The organism is Intrasporangium sp. (assembly GCF_039812505.1).
GTDB lineage: Bacteria > Actinomycetota > Actinomycetes > Actinomycetales > Dermatophilaceae > Intrasporangium_A.
In genome coordinates, this window is sequence record NZ_JBDIAQ010000075.1 from 1 (window position 1) to 16,440 (window position 16,440).

At 73.0% G+C, this 16,440-nt stretch carries 11 protein-coding genes; 4 read left to right on the forward strand and 7 right to left on the reverse strand.

What is annotated here, in order from left to right; translation table 11 throughout:
* Positions 1–190 precede the first annotated feature (190 nt).
* Positions 191–1,096, reverse strand: coding sequence for a phosphoribosylaminoimidazolesuccinocarboxamide synthase (locus WMI84_RS11020; protein WP_347353082.1), 906 nt, complete (start codon positions 1,094–1,096; stop codon positions 191–193).
* 1 nt (position 1,097) lies between these two features.
* The gene (purD, locus tag WMI84_RS11025) at positions 1,098–2,378 is read right to left on the reverse strand and encodes a phosphoribosylamine--glycine ligase (RefSeq protein WP_347353084.1); all 1,281 of its coding nucleotides are present in this window, start codon (positions 2,376–2,378) and stop codon (positions 1,098–1,100) included.
* A gap of 172 nt (positions 2,379–2,550) precedes the next feature.
* Here purD and WMI84_RS11030 point away from each other — a divergent pair, with 172 nt between their 5' ends.
* Positions 2,551–4,884, forward strand: coding sequence for a UvrD-helicase domain-containing protein (locus WMI84_RS11030; protein ID WP_347353086.1), 2,334 nt, complete (start codon positions 2,551–2,553; stop codon positions 4,882–4,884).
* 811 nt (positions 4,885–5,695) lie between these two features.
* Here the strand turns inward: WMI84_RS11030 and lysS are convergent.
* The 3 genes from lysS to WMI84_RS11045 all read right to left on the reverse strand — a co-directional run bounded on the left by lysS (position 5,696) and on the right by WMI84_RS11045 (position 10,019).
* Positions 5,696–7,519 carry a lysine--tRNA ligase gene (lysS, locus tag WMI84_RS11035; protein ID WP_347353088.1) on the reverse strand — a complete coding sequence of 608 codons (1,824 nt, stop codon included), beginning with the start codon at positions 7,517–7,519 and terminating at the stop codon, positions 5,696–5,698.
* 90 nt (positions 7,520–7,609) lie between these two features.
* Positions 7,610–8,929, reverse strand: coding sequence for an adenylosuccinate synthase (locus WMI84_RS11040; RefSeq protein WP_347353090.1), 1,320 nt, complete (start codon positions 8,927–8,929; stop codon positions 7,610–7,612).
* A gap of 337 nt (positions 8,930–9,266) precedes the next feature.
* Entirely contained in the window at positions 9,267–10,019 is a 753-nt protein-coding gene (locus WMI84_RS11045) for a glucose 1-dehydrogenase (RefSeq protein ID WP_347353092.1), read from the reverse strand.
* Between the two features lie 268 nt (positions 10,020–10,287).
* On the opposite strand from WMI84_RS11045, the gene WMI84_RS11050 reads away from it, so the two are divergent.
* On the forward strand, positions 10,288–11,220 hold the full coding sequence (locus tag WMI84_RS11050; protein ID WP_347353094.1) for a diacylglycerol kinase family protein: 933 nt from the start codon (positions 10,288–10,290) through the stop codon (positions 11,218–11,220).
* Here the strand turns inward: WMI84_RS11050 and ppk2 are convergent.
* Positions 11,214–12,077, reverse strand: coding sequence for a polyphosphate kinase 2 (ppk2, locus tag WMI84_RS11055; RefSeq protein ID WP_347353096.1), 864 nt, complete (start codon positions 12,075–12,077; stop codon positions 11,214–11,216). The two genes, WMI84_RS11050 and ppk2, sit on opposite strands and share 7 nt — an antisense overlap.
* 237 nt (positions 12,078–12,314) lie before the next feature.
* Here ppk2 and WMI84_RS11060 point away from each other — a divergent pair, with 237 nt between their 5' ends.
* Positions 12,315–13,655, forward strand: a complete 1,341-nt coding sequence (locus WMI84_RS11060; RefSeq protein WP_347353098.1) for an MFS transporter — start codon at positions 12,315–12,317, stop codon at positions 13,653–13,655.
* A gap of 90 nt (positions 13,656–13,745) precedes the next feature.
* Here WMI84_RS11060 and fbaA read toward each other — a convergent pair whose 3' ends face one another.
* The gene (gene fbaA, locus WMI84_RS11065) at positions 13,746–14,774 is read right to left on the reverse strand and encodes a class II fructose-bisphosphate aldolase (protein ID WP_347353100.1); all 1,029 of its coding nucleotides are present in this window, start codon (positions 14,772–14,774) and stop codon (positions 13,746–13,748) included.
* Positions 14,775–14,960: 186 nt separating this feature from the next.
* On the opposite strand from fbaA, the gene WMI84_RS11070 reads away from it, so the two are divergent.
* A complete protein-coding gene (locus tag WMI84_RS11070; protein ID WP_347353102.1) occupies positions 14,961–16,388 on the forward strand; it encodes an FAD-dependent oxidoreductase in 1,428 nt (475 codons plus the stop codon).
* Positions 16,389–16,440: the final 52 nt, after the last annotated feature.

A 16,440-nucleotide genomic window follows, 5' to 3' on the forward strand; every position in this document is an offset into this window, starting at 1 on the left:
CACAATCCCGCCCCGGCGCGAAAGGTGACGGCGGATCGTCCGCGCCGCCACGCACAATCCCGCCCCGACGCGAAAGGTGACGGCGGGTCGTCCGCACCGCCACGCACAATCCCGCCCCGACGCGAAAGACCACGCCCGACCGCCCGCACCGCCACGCACTATCCCGCCCGGGCGCGAAAGCTGACGGCCCTCACCGCGCGCTGAAGCTCTCCCCGGTGATCCGCTCGTAGGCCTCGACGTACTTCGCCCTGGTCTGTTCCACGACCGCCGCGGGCAACGGCGGCGGCGCCTCACCGCTGCGCCGGTCCCACCCCGACTCGGCCGACGTCAGCCAGTCGCGGACGAACTGCTTGTCGTATGACGGCTGCGGGTGGCCCGGCTCCCAGAGGTCGGCGGGCCAGAACCGCGACGAGTCCGGGGTGAGCACCTCGTCGGCCAGGACCAGCCCACCGGACCCGTCGGGAGCCACGCCGAACTCCACCTTCGTGTCGGCGATGAGGATGCCCCGAGCCGCGGCGATCTCGTTACCGCGGGCCAGGATCGCCCGGGTCAGGCGCGACACCTCGGCCGCTCGGTCGGCCCCCAGCAGCGCCTCCACCTCGGTGGGCGTCATCGGCAGGTCGTGCTGCCCGACCGGCGCCTTCGTGGTCGGCGTGAAGACCGGCTCGGGCAGCCGCGACCCGTCGACCAGCCCCTCGGGCAGCGGCACCGCGCACACCGACCCCGTGGCGCGGTACTCCTCGAGCCCGCCGCCCGTAAGGTACGCCCGGGCGATCGCCTCTAGCCCCAGCATCTCGAGCCGGCGCACGAGCACCGCCCGACCGGCCACGGCGGCCGGCACGTCGGTCGACACGACGTGGTTGGGCACGATGTCGGCGAGCCGGTCGAACCACCAGAGCGAGAGCCGGGTGAGCACCTCGCCCTTGTCCGGGATCTCCGGCGTCATCATCCAGTCGTAGGCCGACAGGCGGTTCGACGCGACGAGCAGCAGCCGGTCGCGGGCCGGCGCACCATCGGCCCCGACCGGCGCGTACAGGTCGCGCACCTTGCCGGAGTAGACGTGCTGGAAGCCCGCCAGCTCGAGATGCCCGGCCACCTCAGACCCCGACCGCGATCTCGCCGCGGGCCGCCTTGAGCGCGATGTCGGTCCGATGGTGGGACCCCTCGAGCTCGACGAGCTCCACCGCCCGGTATGCCGCCGACCTTGCCTTCGCCAGATCGTTTCCCGTCGCGACGACGTCCAGTACCCGGCCTCCGGCAGAGCGCAGGACCCCGTGCTCGTCGCGCCTGGTGCCGGCGTGCAGGACCACCACGCCCGGCACCTCGGCGGCGGCATCGATCCCGGTGATCCGGTCGCCGGTGCGTGGCGCGACCGGGTAGCCGGACGCGGCGACCACCACGACGACCGCCGCATCGCTGGACCACCGCAGGTCGGGGAAGTCGGCGAGGCCGCCGGTCGCCGCAGCGTGCAGCAGCTGGGCGAACGGTGTCTCGAGACGAGCCAGGACGGCCTGGCCGTCCGGGTCCCCGAGCCGGGCGTTGAACTCCACGACCTTGGGCCCCCGCGAGGTGAGGGCGAGCCCGACGTAGAGGATTCCGACGAAGGGGGTGCCGCGGCGGCGCATCTCGTCGACCGTCGGCTGGGCGATCCGCTCGACCACGTCGGACATGAGGGTCGCCGGCGCCCAGTCCAGTGGCGAGTAGGCGCCCATGCCACCGGTGTTAGGGCCGGCGTCGCCGTCGCCGACACGCTTGAAGTCCTGGGCCGGCTGCAGCGGCACCACGCTGGTCCCGTCCGAGAGGCAGAACAGCGAGACCTCGGGACCGTCGAGGAACTCCTCGATCACGACGCACCCGCCGTCCTTGGCCAGGCAGGTCCGGGCGTGCGCGAGCGCCTCGTCGCGGGAGTCGGTCACCACGACGCCCTTGCCGGCCGCGAGCCCGTCGTCCTTGACGACGTGCGGGGCCCCCAGCGCGTCCAGGGCCGCCGCGACCTCGTCGAGGGTCGTGCACACCCGGGCGAACGCGGTGGGCACCTCCGCCGCGGCCATGACCTCCTTGGCGAACGACTTGCTGCCTTCCAGACGCGCCGCGGCGGCCGAGGGTCCGACGACGGGGAAGCCGGCTGAGCGGCATACGTCGGCGACACCGGCCACGAGCGGGGCCTCCGGTCCGATGACGACGAGGTCGACGGCGTGCTGCGCGGCGAGCGCCGCCACGGCGGCCCCGTCGAGGATGTCGACCGGCACGCAGAACGCGGTCGCGTCGATGCCCGGGTTGCCGGGGCCGGCGATGACGGCCTCGACCTCCGGGTCGGCCGCGACGGCCTTGACGAGTGCGTGCTCACGGGCGCCGGAACCGAGGACGAGGACCTTCACGGCGGACAGCCTATGCGCTCGGGGCCCCGGCCCCCGACCCCGCGCCCAGCGGCCGGTCGATCCGGTCGAACTGGCCGGGTAGGGCCGGGCAAGCACAGTAGACTGGGTGGTTCCTGCGTCCGGAAGCACCACATGACGTTGCCGCAGCCGGAGCAGGACCGACGTGAAGCAAGTGAGCACTGGGGAGTCCGTGAGGTCGTCGAACGCCACCACGCGGGACGTCGTGCCCGACGTCGTCGCAGCGCAGATCGCCGTCGAGCAGGCCCACGTCGACCGGGTCCTGGCCGAGCTCGAGAAGGCGGCGGGCCGGGCCGAGGCGGTCCATGCCGAGGGACTGTCCCGGGGGCAGTTCGGCCGGTCGGTCGAGACCGGTGACGCCGAAGGCGGCAGCCTGTTCGAGCGCGACGCGCTGGTCTTCCATGCGGCCCGGCGGCGCAGCGCCCTCGACACGCAGTACGAGGGGCTCGTCTTCGGGCGTCTCGACCTGGCGCACCCGAGCCAGTCGCCCGACGGGCCCGCCTCCGCTCCGGCAGGGCCACCGGGCCGCACGGTCACGTCCACCCCGGTGCGGGCTGACGCCGACGGCGCCCGGGAGGTGCGCTACGTCGGCCGCATCGGCGTGCGCGACGACGACTACGAGCCGCTGGTCATCGACTGGCGCGCCCCCGCCGCGGAACCCTTCTACCGGGCCACCCCGACCCGTCCGATGGACGTCCTGCGCCGCCGCGTCCTGCGCAGCCGCGGCGCGCGAGTGGTCGGCATCGAGGACGACCTGATGGTGCCCGAGGCGCCGGACGACCTGGTCGTGGTGGGCGACGGGGCCCTGATGGCGGCTCTGACCCGCACCCGTGGGGAGCGGATGCGCGACATCGTCGCGACGATCCAGGCCCACCAGGACCAGGCGATCCGGGCCAGCGCGCGGGGGGTCACCGAGATCAGCGGCGGTCCGGGCACCGGCAAGACCGTCGTCGCGCTGCACCGGGCCGCCTACCTGCTCTACTCGGACCGGCGCCGGTTCGAGTCCGGCGGCATCCTCGTGGTCGGGCCCTCGGGCGCTTACACGGCCTACATCGAGCGGGTGCTGCCCTCCCTCGGCGAGGAGAGCGTGGTGCTGCGCGCGGTCGGCGACCTCGTCGACGCAATCGACACCGAGCGCCTCGACCCGCCGCAGGTCGCCCGGCTCAAGGGGTCGACGCGGATCCGCACCTTGCTGGCGGCCGCGGCGCGCGGCCGGGTCCCGGACGCGCCCACCGAGTTCCGCGCGATGGTGGCCGGCCACGCGGTGCGCCTTGACGCCCGGGCCCTCGACCACGTCCGCAGCCAGGTGCTCCGACAGCACCAGCGCAACCTGGGCGGCCCGGCGGCCCGGGCCGCCCTCGGCGAGGCCGCCTGGGCCTCCCTCGGGATCCGGGGCGAACGGGACGCGAAGGCGGAGTTCCTCGACCGGTGGGAGGACCATCTCGACGTCGAGGCGTTCGTGAAGGCGTGGTGGCCCCAGGTCGACCCGCGCGAGGTGCTGCTCTGGCTCACCGACGCCGACCTGGTGCGCCGCAGCGCCCGCCGCTCGCTCGACCCGAGCGAGGCCCAGCTGCTGGCCACCTCGTGGCAGACGGCCCTGGCGACCGGCACGTGGTCGGTTGCCGACGTCGCCCTCGTCGACGACCTCGCGGCGCGGCTCGGCCCCGTCCAGGACGAGCCGCAGGAGGAGCGCGGCTTCTACGAGATCGAGGAGCTCGACGACCTCAGCCAGTACGGCGTCACCGAGGTGCAGCCGGTCGCTCGCTCGTCCGGCCCGGGCCACGCGTCGGTCGTGCCCGACGACCCGCGCGGGCGGCTGCTCGCCGGGCGGCTCGACCGGCCCGACGAGTACGCCCACGTGCTCGTCGACGAGGCGCAGGACCTCTCGCCGATGCAGTGGCGGATGGTCGGGCGCCGGGGCCGGCACGCCTCGTGGACCCTCGTCGGCGACGCCGCCCAGGCCTCGTGGCCCGACCCGGCCGAGGCGGCCCAGGCCCGTGACGAGGCCATCGGGTCGCAGGTCCGGCGGCACTTCCACATGGGCACGAACTACCGCAACGCCCGCGAGATCTTCGAGTACGCCGCCGACGTCGTGCGCCGCGCGGTGCCCGACGCGGACATCCCGGTGGCCGTCCGGGAGACCGGGGTGGCCCCGTTCGTCGGGTCGCTCGGGCCGGACCCGCGGGCGAGCACGCAGCAGGCCGTCGACCGGCTGCTCGGGCAGGTCGAGGGTGCCGTCGCGGTCATCACGCCGCAGCGGTATGCCGCTGAGCTCGCCCCCCTCGACGGCACCGTGGGCGCGGGGCCGGCCCGCGTCCACGTCGTCGGGCCGATGTCGACGAAGGGCCTCGAGTACGACGCGACCGTGGTGGTGGACCCGGAGGAGATCGTCGCCGAGTCGCCCGGCGGGGTCCGGGTCCTCTACGTCGCGCTGACCCGGGCAGCGCACCGCATGACGGTCCTCACCGCTCCTGTCGGGGCGGCCTGAGCGGGCCTGCGGGCACTCACGGGGGGCGGGAGGCCAGCCGCCGGGCCGCAGCCCGGAGACCCAGCCGCCCGGACGCAGCAGAAAGGCGAGCCACCGCTGGGTGGCGGGTCGCACCCGCGAGGTGGGCCGTGCGGACCCGTGCGAGCCGCGCCCACCCGCGAGTGGGGCGTGTAGACCCGAGCGGGCCGGGCTCACCCGCGAGTGGGGCGAGGCAAAGAGAAGGGCGAGGGACGGGATGCGGGGGGAAAGCATCGCGTCCCTCGCCGGGGAGCGCGCGATCGGGGGGAGATCGCTTCTGCGCTGACGATCAAGGGGCCTCGGGGGGAGAGACCGGCGGGGAGGGTGGGTGGTTCGCACTTCCTTGATGTCCTGATCATCTTCTCGCCGCCGAATCCGCCCGTCGACCGAACTCGAGAGTTCTTGAACAACATTTTACCTTTGGGATGCCGGGTCATTACCTACCCCGAGGTGTTTGGCCCGGGTTGTCCGATGCGCCTCGCGTTTGTCACGGTTTGGGGTCGCTCGCTACGGTGTTAGGGCCCGCCGATGGGCCTCGGCGACACGCGCCGAACCCGTGGGCCGGGCCCCGGCGGGGCTCCGACCGATGGCCCTCCGCCGTGGGCAGGTCGCGTACGGGCCGCCACGAGAACCCACCACGAACGCAGTCCTCGTGGCCCCAGAGCCGCGACCACCACGAGAACCCACCACGAACGCAGTTCTCGTGCCGGCGTCGACCCGGCGGCCGCAGGTCCCGGCGGGGCCTGCGGCGGTGGGCAGGTCGGTGTCGCCCCGGCCGCGGACGGTCGGCTGCTCAGCTGCCGCCCGGCGGCGGGGCCAGCAGGGACAGGACCGTCTCCTTGCCGAGCGCCAACAGCAACGTGGGCAGCCGAGGCCCCGTGTCCGCGCCCACCAGCAGCTCGTAGACCAGGGCGAAGAAGGCCCGCTGCGCCTGCGACAGCTCCGGGTCCCTGACCTTGGCCGCGGGGTCGATCCCGCGTTGGATCTTCGGCACCGCGTAGACCAGGTGGGTCAGCCCGTCGAGCGACCAGTACGTGTCGAGCCCCTCGACGAGCAGGCGCAGCGCCTCGCGCTGCGGCCCGTCCAGCGTGGCGAGCCGATCGAGGTCGGGCTGCGCGCGCACCACGGTCCGCTCCGCCTCGGGGACGTAGCCCAGCATCCAGCGGCTGGCACAGCCGAGGCGGGGCTGCAGCTCCTCGACGGAGGCGACAGGGTGGTCGGGGTCGAGCTCGGTGAGGATCCGCACGGTCTGCGCCTCGTCGCCCTGGGTGACGTCGACGACCGAGGCGATCGTCCGGAACGGGATCGGGTGCGGCGTCGTCGGCAGCACCCCGGCGGCGGTGGACGTCGCGCGCAGGTGGGCCGCCAGGTCGCCCGCCTGCGCCCGGCCGGCGCCCACCTTGCGGACCAGCGCGTCCCACTCGTCGTAGAGCCGCTGCAACTCCTGGCCGAAGGAGATGTCGAAGCTCTGGTGCGGCTTGCGCCGGGCGTAGAGCCACCGGAGCACCTGCGGCTCCATCACCTCCAGGGCGTCGCTCGGGATCGGCACCCCGCCGCGCGACGAGCTCATCTTGGCCATCCCGGCGATCCCGACGAAGGCGTACATCGGTCCGATCGGGCGCTGCCACCCGAAGATCGGCGCGAGGTCCTTGCCGACGACGAACGAGGACCCCGGCGACTGGTGGTCGACACCGGACGGCTCGAACACCACACGCTCGTAGCCCCACCGCATGGGCCAGTCGACCTTCCAGACCAGCTTGCCGTTGTGGAACTCCGCCAGGTCGACGGTCTCCTCGTGGCCGCACTTCGAGCAGCGGTAGGTCAGCGCGTGGGTCCGGTCGTCGTAGGCGGTCACGGTCGTGAAGTCGGTGCCGCACGAGGTGCAGTACGGCCGATAGGGGTAGTAGCCCGAGCCGCCCTCGCTCCCGTCGTCCTCGCCGGCCGCCCCGGAGCCGCGCTCGGCCTCGGTCCGGGCCTCCTGCTGCTCGGGCGTGAGCTCGCCGGGGTGCTTGCCGGGCCGGCCGGAGCCGCCGTCCGGGCCCACCCGGGCCTTCGCGCGGCCGCTCTCGCGCTGCTTCGCGTCGGCCGCCGCCTCGAGCGTGCGATAGCGGCCGAGCACCTCGTCGATCGCGGTCCGCTCCCGCATGGCGAGGAGCACCTGCTCGACGTACGCGCCCGCGGTGTACTGCTCGGTCTGGCTGATCTCGCGGACCACGATGCCGAGCCGACCCATCGCCTCGCGCAGCGGCGCCTTGTAGTGCTCCGCCCAGTTCGGGTGCGGGGAGCCCGCGGGCGCCGGGACCGAGGTGAGCGGCATACCGATGTACTGCTCCCACGACTCGTCGACGCCCGGCTGGCCGGCGGGAACGCGGCGGAAGCGGTCGTAGTCGTCCCAGGACAGGATGTGCTCGCACGGCAGGCCACGACGCTGGATCTCGTCGGCGACCAGGTGCGGCGTGATGAGCTCGCGGAAGTTGCCCAGGTGGATCGGGCCGGAGGGGCTGATGCCCGACGCGCAGACGATGACCTGCCCGGTCAGGCCGCGGCGGTCAGCTCCGGCGATGACCTCGTCGGCGAGTCTGGTGACCCAGTCCTGTGCTGCTACCTGCTCACTCATACGTTTCCTTGAGGGTCAGTCATGGCCATGTCACCGGCAACCCGCCGAGCAGCGGGCAACCTCGCCGGCTGCAACCGTCGAGGTTGCCGGCTACTCGGTGTGTTGCGCCCCATGGGGTCGCAGCGGGAAGCGCTCGATGATCTCGTCCCGGCCGGGGCCGACGCCGATGGCCGAGACGCGGGCGCCGACGAGCTGCTCGACCCGCAGCACGTAGGCCCGGGCGTTGGCCGGCAGGTCCTCGAAGCGGCGGCAGCCGGTGATGTCCTCGGACCAGCCGTCGAGGTGCTCGTAGACCGGGGTGGCGTGGTGGAAGTCGGTCTGGTTCACCGGCATCTCGTCGTGCCGCACGCCGTCGACGTCGTAGGCGACGCAGACCGGGATCGTCTCCAGCCCGGTGAGGATGTCGAGCTTGGTGATGACGAAGTCGGTGACCCCGTTGACCCGGGTCGCGTACCGGCCGATCACCACGTCGAGCCAGCCGCAGCGCCGCGGGCGACCGGTCGTGACACCGTACTCGGCGCCGGTGTCGCGCAGGAACGCACCCATCTCGTCGTGCAGCTCGGTCGGGAACGGGCCCTCGCCGACGCGCGTCGTGTAGGCCTTGAGGATCGCGATGACCGAGTCGACCCGGGTCGGTGGGACTCCCGAGCCGGTGCAGGCACCGCCGGCCGTGGCATTGCTCGACGTGACGTAGGGGTAGGTGCCGTGGTCGACGTCGAGCAGCGTCGCCTGACCGGCCTCGAAGAGCACCGTCTCGCCCCGGTCGAGCGCCTGGGCGAGCACCAGCGAGGTGTCGGCGACCATCGGGGCCAGCCGGTCGGCGTGCCGGAGCAGCTCGCCCACGACCTCGTCGGGGTCGATCGCGCGCCGGTTGTAGATCTTGGCCAGGACCTGGTTCTTGAAGGCGAGGGCGGCCTCGACCTTGTGGCGCAGGATCTTCTCGTCGTAGAGGTCCTGGACGCGGATGCCGGTGCGGTTCATCTTGTCCGCGTAGGTCGGGCCGATGCCCCGGCCGGTCGTGCCGATCCGGCGGCTGCCGAGGAACCGCTCGGTCACCTTGTCGAGGGTCCGGTTGTACGACGGGATCACGTGCGCGTTGGCCGAGACGAGCAGGCGGCTGGTGTCGATCCCCCGCGACTGCAGCCCGTCGAGCTCCTCGAACAGGACGGAGATGTCGATGACCACGCCGTTGCCGATGACCGGCGTGCAGTTCGGGGAGAGGATGCCCGAGGGCAGCAGGTGCAGGGCATACTTCTCCCGCCGGCCGTCCCGCTCGATGACGACCGTGTGGCCGGCGTTGTTGCCCCCGTTGAACTTCACGACGTAGTCGACGCTGCCGCCGAGCAGGTCGGTCGCCTTGCCCTTGCCCTCGTCGCCCCACTGCGCTCCGACGAGCACGATTGCCGGCATCAGTTCGCCTTCCCGTTGCGGTTGAAGCCACGCGGTTGAAGTCACTGCGGTTCGAAGCCCTGCACTTGACGTGACTGCAGGTGCAGGCCGTCACAGGTGGACCCCCGGGAAAGGCTATCGGGTGACGGGTCGGGCCCCCGGCCGGTCCGCCCGCGTATGGGCCACCACGACAACCGACCACGAACGCAGTTCTCGTGGCACCGGGCCGCCCAGGTCAGCCGGAGGCCCGCGCCGGCACCGGACTGCGCCCGACAGCGGGCGGCGCCCGACAGCGGGCGGCGGCCCAGCGGCATACGACACGGTGTGCGAGGTGGCGACGGCCCCGACCGGCCGCGTCTCACCTGGCGAGGTACCCCCCGTCGATGTAGAGCTCGGACCCCGTGACGAAGGCGGCGTCGTCGCTGGCCAGGTAGGCCACGCCGGCGGCGACGTCCTCGGGCCGCCCGAGGTGGCCCATCGGGGTCAGCGCGGTCATCGCGTCCCAGAACGCGGTGCCCCTGGCCGAGTCGAGGATCGGCGTGTCGATGAAGCCGGGGTGGATCGAGTTGACCCGGATGACCGTGTCGGCCCAGTGCAGCGCGGCGTTCTTGGTCAGCGTGCGGACCGCTCCCTTGGCCGCGTGGTAGGCCGGGGAGGTCCCGAAACCCCCGCTCGTGCCGAAGATCGAGCTGATGTTGACGATCGACGCGTGCGCGGACCCGCGCAGGTGGGGTGCGGCGACCTTCATCCCGAGGAAGACGCCCGTCTGGTCGATGGCGACTGTGTGGTTCCACTCGTCGAGGCTCGTCTCCTCGATCGCCTTGAGGTCGCCCATGCCGGCGTTGTTGACCAGGATGTCGAGGCCCCCGAACTGCTCGACGGCCGCGCGGCAGGCGGTCTCCCAGTCGGCCTCACTGGTGACGTCGTGCCGCACGAAGGCGGCCCGGCCGCCGGCGGCGACGATCTGCTCGACGAGGGCCTCGCCCGGCTCCACCTGGATGTCGGTGACGAGCACCGCCGCCCCCTCGGCGGCCAGCCGGATCGCGGTCGCCCTGCCGATGCCGCTCGCCCCGCCGGTGACGAGGGCGACGCGCCCTTCGAGCCTGTTCATGTCCACTCCTTGGTCGGTGTCGTCCGGTCAGCGGGCACGCTCCGTTGGGTGCCGCACCACGACCTTCGGCTGCCGACGTGCCGCGCGCCAGGGCCAGAGGTCCCGTGGGCGCACCGAGAGGGTATGCCGCCCAGCCGGGTCCCGCTCGCCCGGCCCGCAGGCCAGGGGGCGGGACGCCACGAGAACCCACCACGAACGCACTTCTCGTGGCGGCACGACGGGCCGCGGTCCCACGGCGCATTGCGGTACATGCGGCACACTCGTGCACGTGCGCGTGACCATCGTCGGCAACCCCGTCAGTGACCCCACCGGGGCGGCGGTGACCGCCGTGGTGGCCGGGTGCCGGTCGCGCGGCTGGCAGCACGTGCTCCTCGAGTGGACGACGATGGCCGAGCCGGGCGGGCCGCAGGCTCGCAAGGCCATCGCGGACGGCGCCGACCTCGTAGTGGTGTGCGGCGGCGACGGCACGGTCCGTGAGGTCGCGGGCGCGCTCGCGGGCACCGGCGTGGCGCTCGGGATCGTGCCGCGTGGCACGGCGAACCTGTTCGCCCGCAACCTGCGCCTGCCGCACCGCTCGCTCGCCCGCTCCATCGAGGTCGCCCTCGACGGGCCGGCCCGCGACGTCGACCTCGGGCGAGCCCGGTGGGGCGGGCCCGAGCGGCCCGACGGGCAGGGCGCGTTCGTCGTGCTGGCGGGCGTCGGCCACGACGCCCGCACGATCGAGCTGGTCCGGCCCGCGCTGAAGAAGCGCATCCAGTGGCGGGCCTACTTCGTGCCGGCCATCGCCACGCTCGGCGAACCGCTCATCCCGATGCGGGTGCGGCTCGACGACGGGCCGCCCGAGGAACGGTCCCTGTGGTGCCTGCTGGCCGGCAGCGTCGGGCGGATCCCGCTGGGCATCGAGGTCCTGCCCGGCGCCAGGGTCGACGACGGGCTGCTCCACGTCGCCGAGGTGGGCCCGGCCCACGTCGTCGGCTGGGTGCCGATCGCCCTCAAGGGCCTGGTCCACTGGAGCGGCGACGTCCCCGGGCTCGAGTACCACGCCGCCCGGCTGGTCCGGGTCGAGACCGAGGACCCGGTCACCGTGCACGTCGACGGTGACGAGCACCCCGGGGTCGACTGGCTGGAGGCCCGGATCGAGCCGGGGGTGCTGCACGTCCACCTGCCGCCCGCCCGGGAGGCGGCGGCGGCCCCTCAGTGAGCGGCGGGGTCGGCGACCAGTGTCGAGGCCCAGTCCGGGACGTACCTGGAGACGGCGATCGGCGGGCGCTGGTACCCCGTGCTCGGCAGCCGTTCGGGCAGCCGCACCCCGGGATGGCGCCCGGCGCCCGGGTCCTCGTACGGGAGCGACGCGAGCAGGTGGTGGATCATGTTCAGCCGCGCCTGCTTCTTCGAGTCGGACGCCACATGGTGCCACGGCGCGACGGGGATGTCGGTGTGCACCATCATCTCGTCCTTGGCCCGGGAGAACTCCTCCCACCGGGTGATCGACTCGAGGTCGATCGGCGAGAGCTTCCACTGCCGCAGCGGGTCGTGCAGGCGCTTCCTGAACCGGGCCAGCTGCACGTCGTCGGACACCGAGAACCAGTACTTGCGCAGGTGGATCCCGTCGTCGACGAGCATCTGCTCGAAGATCGGGCACTGCCGCATGAAGAGCTGGTACTGCTCGCGCGTGCAGAAGCCCATCACCTTCTCGACGCCCGCGCGGTTGTACCAGGACCGGTCGAACAGCACCATCTCGCCGGCAGCCGGCAGGTGCTCGATGTAGCGCTGGAAGTACCACTGCGTCTTCTCCCGCTCGGTGGGAGCCGGGAGCGCGGCGATCCGGACCGCCCGGGGCGACAGGTACTCGGTGATCCGCTTGATCGTCCCGCCCTTGCCGGCCGCGTCGCGTCCCTCGAACACGACGACGACCCGCGCACCGGTGTCCTTGATCCACGACTGGAGCTTGCCCAGCTCGCCCTGCAGCCGGTAGAGCTCGGCGGTGTAGATCTCGTCGGGGATCTTCGTGGTCCGAAACCCGGTCGCCTCGGACGGGGTCTCGTCGTGCGACGCCATGCGCGTCAGGCTAGCGGTCGAGGCCCTCGTCGGGTCGGGATGGTGCCGGCCGTGGCATAAACGCACCACGGCACCGCGTTGTCGCAATATGTGACACACGACGACGGGCCTTCCAATCTGCGACTCGGTGCACCGGCCGGTCGCGGCCCGTCCGATCGACACCGCGCGCAGCCGGGCTCGGCCGGGGTGTCGGCACCCGCCGGTCCGCGTGTCCTCACAGGTGGCCGCCGTACGACCATGTTCGTCGTGGTGGCCGTCGCGCTCATCATGAGCACGCTGGACGGCACCATCGTCGCAACCGCCCTGCCGGCGCTGAAGAACGGCCTGGACACGTCGGTGACGCTGGCGGGCTGGACCATCACGGCCTACAGCCTCGGCCTCGTGCTGACGTTGTCGCTGGCCGGCCAGCTGTGCCAACGGTACGGACCGCGGCGCGTGTTCATCGGATCGGTCGTGGCCTTCACCGCGGCGTCACTGTGCTGCGGACTGGTCGGCAACATCTTCCTGCTGATCGGGTTGCGGTTCATCCAGGCGGCCGGCGGCGCCGGCTTCACACCGGCGGCCACCAGCATCGTCGTGACGCACTTCGGGTCGGCTCGCGACAAGGCCGTCGGGCTGTTCGGCAGCTTCTTCACCACCGGGGCCATGGTCGGCCCGATCCTGGGTGGCGTCATCGTCGCGTCGTGGTCGTGGCGGGGCGTGTTCCTCGTGAACGTCCCGCTGGGGGTGGCGCTGGTCCCGCTGGTGCTGCACTTCGTGCCACGCGACGCCGCGCGCTCGCACGGTCCGGGCGCCTCGCTGGACCTGCACGGCGTGCTGCTGCTGGGCGTCGGTCTCCTCAGCGGGATGATCGCCCTGACGCTGCTCGGTGACACACCGGGCGGGTGGCTGTGGCCGTTCCTCGGCTCTGCCGTCGTCGCCGTCGCCGGCATCGGCTGGTTCCTCCTGCACGTCGAACGCACCGCCGACCCCTTGATCGCGCCCCGGCTCATCCATGGCCGCGGGTTCGGCGCGGTGAACCTCGTGAACATCGTGTACGGCGGCGCCGGCATCGGCCTGGTCGCGCTCGTCCCGCTGTACGCGACGACCCGGTATGACGTTGGCGCGCTGGGCTCGGGGCTGCTCCTGGCAGCCGAGGGTGCCGCCGCCATAGTCTTCTCCAGCGTGGGTGCCGTGATGCTGCGGCGCACCGGCTACCGAATCCCGCTGTACGCCGCCGCCGTGCTCACCGGCGCCGGTGCCCTCGCCGTCGCGTTCGTGCCGCCCGGGGTCAGCCCCTACGGGTGGCTCGCCGGTGCGACGGCACTGATGGGCCTCGGCCTGGGTTGGTCCAGTCCGGCCAGCCGCAACGCGGGCCTGCAGCTGGTCCCCAACCTCGCCGCGCCGCTTGCCGCGCTGCGTTCCACCGGCATGCAGGTGGGCTCGATCGCCGCCGTGTCGATCGCCACCGCAGTAATCGCGCATGCCGCCGACCCCGGCACCACCCAGGCATTGGTCTACGCCGCGTACGCGGCGCTGCTGGTTCTCGTCGGCATCCCCATCGTGTCCCGGATCCCCGACCACCGCGGGTCGTGGTGACAGGTCAGGTCACCGCCCCGCGCATGGGCTCCTTCGAGCAGGTCGGCACTCACGAGGTCTGCCGGCTGAGCGGCATCCGGGACCCGGTTGTCACGGATGGGTGCCGGCGGAGCGGAGGTCCCGGCAGGCCTCCACGACGCGGGCGGCCATGCCGGCCTCGGCCACCTTGCCCCACGCCCGGGGGTCGTACTGCTTCTTGTTGCCGACCTCGCCGTCGACCTTGAGCACGCCCTCGTAGTTGGCCAGCATCCACCCGGCGACGGGGCGGGTGTAGGCGTACTGCGTGTCGGTGTCGACGTTCATCTTGACCACGCCGTAGTCGACCGCGGCCGAGATCTCCTCGGGCAGCGAGCCGGACCCGCCGTGGAAGACGAGGTCGAACGGGCGCGCGTCGTCGCCCAGGCCGAGCTGCCTGGCCGCGGCCTGCTGGGCCTGCAGGAGGATCTCGGGGCGCAGCTTGACGTTGCCCGGCTTGTAGACGCCGTGCACGTTGCCGAAGGTCAGCGCGGTCAGGTAGCGGCCGTTGTCGACGTGGCCGAGCGCCGCGACCGTGGCGACGGCGTCGTCGGGGGTCGTGTACAGCTTCTCGTTGATCTCGTGGGCCACCCCGTCCTCCTCGCCGCCGACCACGCCGACCTCGATCTCGAGGATGACGTGTGCCGCGACCGCCTTGGCGAGCAGCTCCTCGGCGATCTGCAGGTTCTCGTGCAGCGGCACCGCCGAGCCGTCCCACATGTGCGACTGGAAATACGGCAGCCCGCCGGCCGCCACCCGCTCGGTCGAGGCGGCCAGCAGCGGCCGGACGAAGCCGTCGAGCTTGTCCTTGGGGCAGTGGTCGGTGTGCAGCGCGATGTTGACCGGGTAGCTCTTGGCAACCTCGTGCGCGTAGGCGGCGAAGGCGAGCGAACCGGTCACCATGTTCTTGACCGACGGACCGGAGAGGTACTCGGCGCCGCCGGTGGAGATCTGGATGATGCCGTCGGACCCGGCCTCGGCGAAGCCCTGCAGCGCGGCGTTGAGCGTCTGGCTGCTGGACACGTTGATGGCCGGGTAGGCGAAGGACCCGGCCTTCGCGCGGTCGAGCATGTCGGCGTACACCTCGGGCGTGGCGATGGGCATGGCGTTCTCCTGCACGTGACGTGGGGTGGTGGCTCCGTCCCGATCCTGCCACGTATGCCGCTCAGCGGGCACGGGCACGCCAGCCCGGGCGGGTGCCCTCCCGCCCTCAGCCGCCCTCCGGCTTCCTTTGTCCCGGGCAGACAGGGGTTCCCGTCGGGCGGTGCGGCATGGTCGAATCCAGGCACCATGTCTGTCTTCGCCGCCGCCCCCAGCCCGAAGGTCCGCGCCGCCGCCACGGCCGCGCTCGCCGACGCCCGACCCGACGTGTACTGGACCGACCGCCCGGAGCGGCCGACCCCCAGGCCGCAGCTGACCGGTGCCGGCCACCGCGGCGACCTGCTGGTCGTCGGGGGCGGCTTCACCGGGCTGTGGGCCGCCATCCAGGCCAAGGAGGACGACCCGGCCCGCGACGTCGTCGTGCTCGAGGCGGGGCGCCTCGGCACCGGCGCCTCCGGGCGCAACGGCGGCTTCGCCGACCCGTCGCTGACCCATGGGCTGGCCCAGGGGGTCTCCTGCTGGCCGGACGAGATCGACACGTTGGAGCGGCTGGCCGAGGAGAACTTCGCGGGCCTGCGGCGGACGCTGGCGGCATACCACGTCGACGCCGACCTGCACGTTCCCGGCGAGCTGACCTTCGCGATGGACGCCCACCAGCTCGCCGGGCTGCGCGAGACCTACGAGCTCTACCGCTCGCACGGGCTCGCGGCGCAGTGGCTCGACGCCGACGCGGCCCGGGCGCGGGTGCGCTCGACCCACTACCTCGGTGCGCTGTACGACCCGGGTGTCGGGCTGCTCGACCCGGCCCGGCTCGTCTGGGGGCTCGCGCGCGCGGCCGAGTCGCTCGGGGTGCGGGTGCACGAGGACACCCGGGTGACCGGGTTCGCGGCCGACGGGCCGGGCGTGCGGGTGCGCACCGAGTGGGGCAGCATCCACGCCGGGCGGGTCGTGATCGCCACGAACGCCTACCAGGGGGTGCTGCGCCGGTTCAGCGCCTGGGTGCTGCCGGTGTACGACCACGTGCTGATGACCGAGCCGCTCACCGGCGAGCAGCTCGACGCGGTCGGCTGGTCCGGGCGCGAGGGGCTGGCCGACGGCGGCAACCAGTTCCACTACTACCGCAGGACGCTCGACGACCGGGTGCTGTTCGGCGGCTACGACGCCAACTACCACTTCCCGGGCCGGATCGACCCGGATCTCGAGCAGTCGAGCTCGCACGAGCTGCTCGCGCAGCACTTCTTCGCGCTGTTCCCGCAGCTGGAGGGGCTGCGCTTCACGCACCGGTGGGGCGGGGTCATCGACACGACGTCGCGGTTCACCCCGGTCTTCGGCACCGCCCTGCGGGGCCGCCTGGCCTACGCCGTCGGGTACACCGGTCTCGGGGTGGCCTCGACCCGGTTCGGCGCCCGGGTGGCGCTGGACCTGCTCGACGGGCGCGACACCGAGGCGACCCGGCTGCAGCTGGTGCGCCGCAAGCCGGTGCCCTTCCCGCCGGAGCCGGTCCGCTCCGTCGCGGTCCGGGCCACCCGTTCGGCGCTGGCCCGCGAGGACCGGACCGGCCGGCGCGGCCTGTGGCTGCGCGCGCTCGACCGGGTCGGTGTCGGGTTCGACTCCTGACGCGGGCGCCCCCGCCCTCGCCCGCCCCCACCCCCACCCAACCCCCCCACCC